The sequence below is a fragment of the Methanosaeta sp. UBA356 genome (assembly GCF_002496465.1).
In the GTDB taxonomy this organism is placed as follows: Archaea; Halobacteriota; Methanosarcinia; order Methanotrichales; family Methanotrichaceae; genus Methanothrix; species Methanothrix soehngenii.
The window spans coordinates 10,321-14,279 of the sequence record NZ_DAKC01000095.1; the positions used below are offsets into that span (position 1 = coordinate 10,321).

5 protein-coding genes are annotated in these 3,959 nt (G+C 53.1%); 1 reads left to right on the forward strand and 4 read right to left on the reverse strand.

From position 1 onward, the window contains the following. Nucleotides 1-388: acylphosphatase (locus BP727_RS08840; protein WP_286858380.1), on the reverse strand; the 388-nt coding region annotated here is incomplete at its 3' end. 204 nt (nucleotides 389-592) lie between these two features. Between BP727_RS08840 and BP727_RS08845 the strand changes: the two genes are divergently transcribed. Next, a complete protein-coding gene (locus tag BP727_RS08845; RefSeq protein ID WP_013720245.1) occupies nucleotides 593-1,237 on the forward strand; it encodes a hypothetical protein in 645 nt (214 codons plus the stop codon). Between the two features lie 30 nt (nucleotides 1,238-1,267). On the opposite strand, the gene BP727_RS08850 is transcribed toward BP727_RS08845, so the two are convergent. The 3 genes from BP727_RS08850 to BP727_RS08860 form a co-directional block, all read right to left on the reverse strand. Continuing rightward, complete coding sequence (locus BP727_RS08850) at nucleotides 1,268-1,990, reverse strand: hypothetical protein (protein WP_013720244.1); 723 nt, start codon at nucleotides 1,988-1,990, stop codon at nucleotides 1,268-1,270. Nucleotides 1,991-2,008: 18 nt separating this feature from the next. Next, nucleotides 2,009-3,535 carry a methanogenesis marker 14 protein gene (locus BP727_RS08855; RefSeq protein ID WP_273278483.1) on the reverse strand — a complete coding sequence of 509 codons (1,527 nt, stop codon included), beginning with the start codon at nucleotides 3,533-3,535 and terminating at the stop codon, nucleotides 2,009-2,011. A gap of 99 nt (nucleotides 3,536-3,634) precedes the next feature. Further along, the coding region (locus BP727_RS08860; protein ID WP_286858381.1) for a transposase at nucleotides 3,635-3,959 on the reverse strand (325 nt) is incomplete at its 5' end.

A 3,959-nucleotide genomic window follows, 5' to 3' on the forward strand; every position in this document is an offset into this window, starting at 1 on the left:
TATCATTCATTTGATCGATCTTACCGCCAATATTTTGATTCATATTATTCACGGCGACGATCAGATTTTTGAGATGGTCTGCTGCCGTATCCAGCCGAGAATCCGTCTCTCCTCTATCCACCAGCTTATAGAACCGATTGACGTCGTCCCTTGGGGTGGAATACTCCTTCTCTATGCTGGATACATCAATCAGGGTATTCTTGATGCAGATGGCCTCTTCAAACCACTTCAGCTTATCCTCATCCCCTTCGGCTATGATCTTGACCCGGCCATCATCCAGGTTCTCAACCGTCCCCTTCAATCCCAGCACCCGGGCTATATCCGTGACCCTGGCACGGTATCCCCTCTGATGCACGTTGCCCGAGACATAGGCAGTAAGCCTCTTCATCAATATGAGGATTTTATGCTCTTTGTATATGATTATATCGTCTTGCCTGAAAAATCAATGCAAAGTGATGGATGAAGGGCATGGCCGAGGGTTCGGACCCGGAGCGTTCTCGGGGCGCTAAGATGATATAAATAAAGTGCAAACAAAGCCATGGGAGCCTGCTTGTATTAATACATCCGGGCATCATAAACATGAGGAGAATACATGAAGATATCAGCGTTAATACCGATTGGCATGGTCTTTATAATGATTATAGCAGCCCTGACCATCAGCGCATCAGCTGGGTGCTCAACTTGTTCTAAGGAAGGGGATTGGACCCTAAGCGCAACCAGCTTCCTGGAGGGTATTCCCATTAATGAAACCCAACAGGATTATGGACCAAAGGCAACGCGCATGACCACTTCTCAGTTTGAGAAAGAATCCGGGGCAGAGAAGGAGAACCCAGAAGGCACAGCAATTGCCGCTCCCGCTCAGATTGAACCCACTGCTAACACGGGTTCCGGGCCAGCTATATTCCTGGTGAGCATCAATGCCGATCCGATAAATGTGACAGCAGGCAGCACCGTCAATATCACTGCTTTGCTTGCCGCCGCTGGTGATGGACTGACTACAAGCGACAATAATAGCACTTCTGACAGCCAGAGCAGAATCACCGCCAGCGCCACTATAATTAATTCTACAGGCATCAATTCGGGAAATGCGGTCTTGATCAAGGGCTCTGGGAATGAGTATACCGGCATTTGGAATGCCAATGTCCCTCCAGGCAAATACAGCGTCAACGTGTCTGCCGCATCATTGCAGGGAAGTGAGACCTTCAATGGTGTTCTGCAGATAAATGTGCTCGAATAGGGCCTTGAGGCCATGCGGGTGGCAGGCCCATTAAAGAAGCTCGGATAACATCCGCCTTCGAGGCAGATCGGTCTCCATAAGACGAAACTTGGGACGGAGCCTTCCCCTGAATTTGCTCCAGGTGAAGAGGAGGATGGTGTTGGCGCTATCCGTCTCCATTTGTTTATTTTTCAGGCTCTCCAGATCCTCTTTCTCCTCTGCTGTCAGGTCGATATCGAACTCTCTGCCGGTCTTCCAGTTGAAAAGTCGGGCCAGAAATATAGTTCGAATGTGCTCCTGTCTACCTCTGGAGAGCTCCTCTTCGGCAAACAGATCTGCAGCATACTCCACCGGGCTTTTTATCCTCTGGCACTTCTCATCCGGCTGGCATAGCTCAAGATCCTCAATGCCCAGGTCGGGATAGCCCTTGCTCTGCCGCTGCATAGTCTCGCACTTTGGGCAGTTCATATTCCCAAACCATTTCCTGTAGATCCTCTCCTCTGTAGATATAGCACCCCGCCAGAGGGATCCTGCCTCCTTTTCGTTCCAACCGCATTGGCCCAGGAATGAGGCCAGGATCGCTCCTCTCCTGTGCATTCCCTTTTCGCCTCCAGGCCCTCTAATTATATTCTTTATGCAAGGAGGGAATTCGCTGGCTGAAATTGCATTTAAAGAGATCCAGATCGTCTCCTCATGCTCTTCTATTGCCAGCACTGATATGGGAATCTCCTCCTCGACCTTGGCAGAAGGATGTGATCTGGGTGGTGGTGGCATTTTCTGCTCAATCTCTTCTCATTCTCGCTTGTGGCCTCCCTCGAAGTAATCGTGGGTATCCTTATCCGGCCGGGCCTCCTGAGGTGCGGGGACCAGACCCTTTTCCACCTCATAGCTCATCCTCTTCTTGAGAATGCACCCTCCTTTGCGCAGCCCTCCTAACGGATTTTTGGGAGTGCCCATGGAGTTCATGCATCGAGCCATCACCGCTGCTCCTCTGGCCAGGCCATCGTCCACGAAGACCACATTTCTGTCCGTATGATCATACAGCCCGAGCTTATCTATCTCCTCTAAGATCAGGCGGGGCTTGTTGCCTGTGATACCCGCCCTACCGGTCACACCAATGGCGGTCTTGCCGGTGACTATGCCCTCCTCGACCCCAACCTGGACCAGCCTGCGGGCCACCCGGGCCATGGCCAGATCCAGAGCGCCAAAGAGTACCTTCAGATCTCGGCTTTTGGCGCTATTGATATCCGCGCCGATTCCGGAGAGCTTCTCCAGGTCGCTGCCGTTTACCCCCACGTCACAGCCGATGAGGACCACATTGTTCTTGGCCGCTGCATCTGGATTCACCGGAACGAGGCCGTATTTTTTGCGGTTTAATGGAACCTTTTCGATGATCACCAGCTCGTCAATCCGGTCGGCATAGGCCTGGGCCTCCTTTCCATAGTCGGGCTTCAGGCCAGCGTCGAATATGTCCAGGGTCGCCCCTATCTTCCTGTCCACCAGCCCTGTGCCCTGGACCACGGCATCAGGTATGGCACCAGCGAGGCCCAGTAGGTTGCCAATGGTATGGGCATAGGGCAGCTCTTCGCTCGTCACCCTTCCGTCCAGGGTGGTGCCGAAGTCCATAGAGAGGCAGGGGTTTCGAAAGTCCACATCTGTCCAGCGGCTGCCCTCCTTGATTCCGGCGGTGGCAAGCTCTCCTTCCATCTCGTTGGCCACCACCTCTACTCCGGTGGACCCCTGGGGCGGGAAGCAGGAGGCCACCGCTCCCATGAAGATGACCTTCTCGATCATGGTATATCTCTTGAACTTCTCCAGGATGTTGTGTATGCTCATCGCCGGGGTCATGAGCCGGGGAGGGACGCCGGCATCGAGGCAGCCCTGGGCCAGGGCTTGAATGAATATTCCTACCTGCTCGGGAGAGTCCAGCTCGGCCACTACACCGGTTGAGCGCACCACGAAGTTCAGATCGGTCTTGATGTCCAGCCGAGCTCTATCGTGGCTCTCGATCAGGGTGTCCTTTACCAGCTCGGCAACGGACTCCTTGGTGAGGGGCGTGCCATTGATGGTATGGGCAAAGATCTCTTCTCCTGGTTTTGGTGGCCTCACATCTCTGGTCATCTTTACCGTCTTGTTCACGATGTAGGTCTTGCCGGTATTCAGATCGGTAGCAGTGAGTATGCTCTTAGTGGTGGTATTGCCCACCTCCACCGAGGCCACGATGTAGAAGGGCTTGCTCCTCAGATCCAGGTAGTTGAACGGCGGGCTTTCCGCTATGCGTGGTTTCATTTTCGGCTTGAAGAGGCGACCGAGGTTCATGGCAGAAAAGAGAGCGCTGGAGACATTAAAGCTTTGGGTTGAGGGATCAAAATCCCAGATGCGCTAAAAGGATGCTCTTCTCCCGATTATGTGGGTAAACTACTCCGGCCTAAAGACCGGAGCTTTCAGTAGCCCTGAAAGGACTGCCTTGATATTTGGAAGTACTTCCGAGCCTCCAGGCCGGTCTACATAGCGGCCCAAGAAAGCTATATTCTTAGCACCATTGAAATCAGCATCGCCCGACCAGCCACACACAGGACACTTGAAGCTCTTGCCGTTCCTGATTCCATGCTCACCGCACTGATGGCACGTCTGGCTGGTGTATGCGGGGTCCACCAGAACCAGAGGAACACCCTCCGCGAGAGCCTTATAGCTAAGGAACTCCTTAAGCTGGTAGAAGGCCCAACCATTGACTTTTCGTCTA

Coding starts and splice junctions, on each gene's coding strand:
- BP727_RS08845 (WP_013720245.1), top strand. CDS start 593: ATGAAGATATCAGCGTTAATACCGATTGGCATGGTCTTTATAATGATT.
- BP727_RS08850 (WP_013720244.1), bottom strand. CDS start 1,990: ATGCCACCACCACCCAGATCACATCCTTCTGCCAAGGTCGAGGAGGAG.
- BP727_RS08855 (WP_273278483.1), bottom strand. CDS start 3,535: ATGAACCTCGGTCGCCTCTTCAAGCCGAAAATGAAACCACGCATAGCG.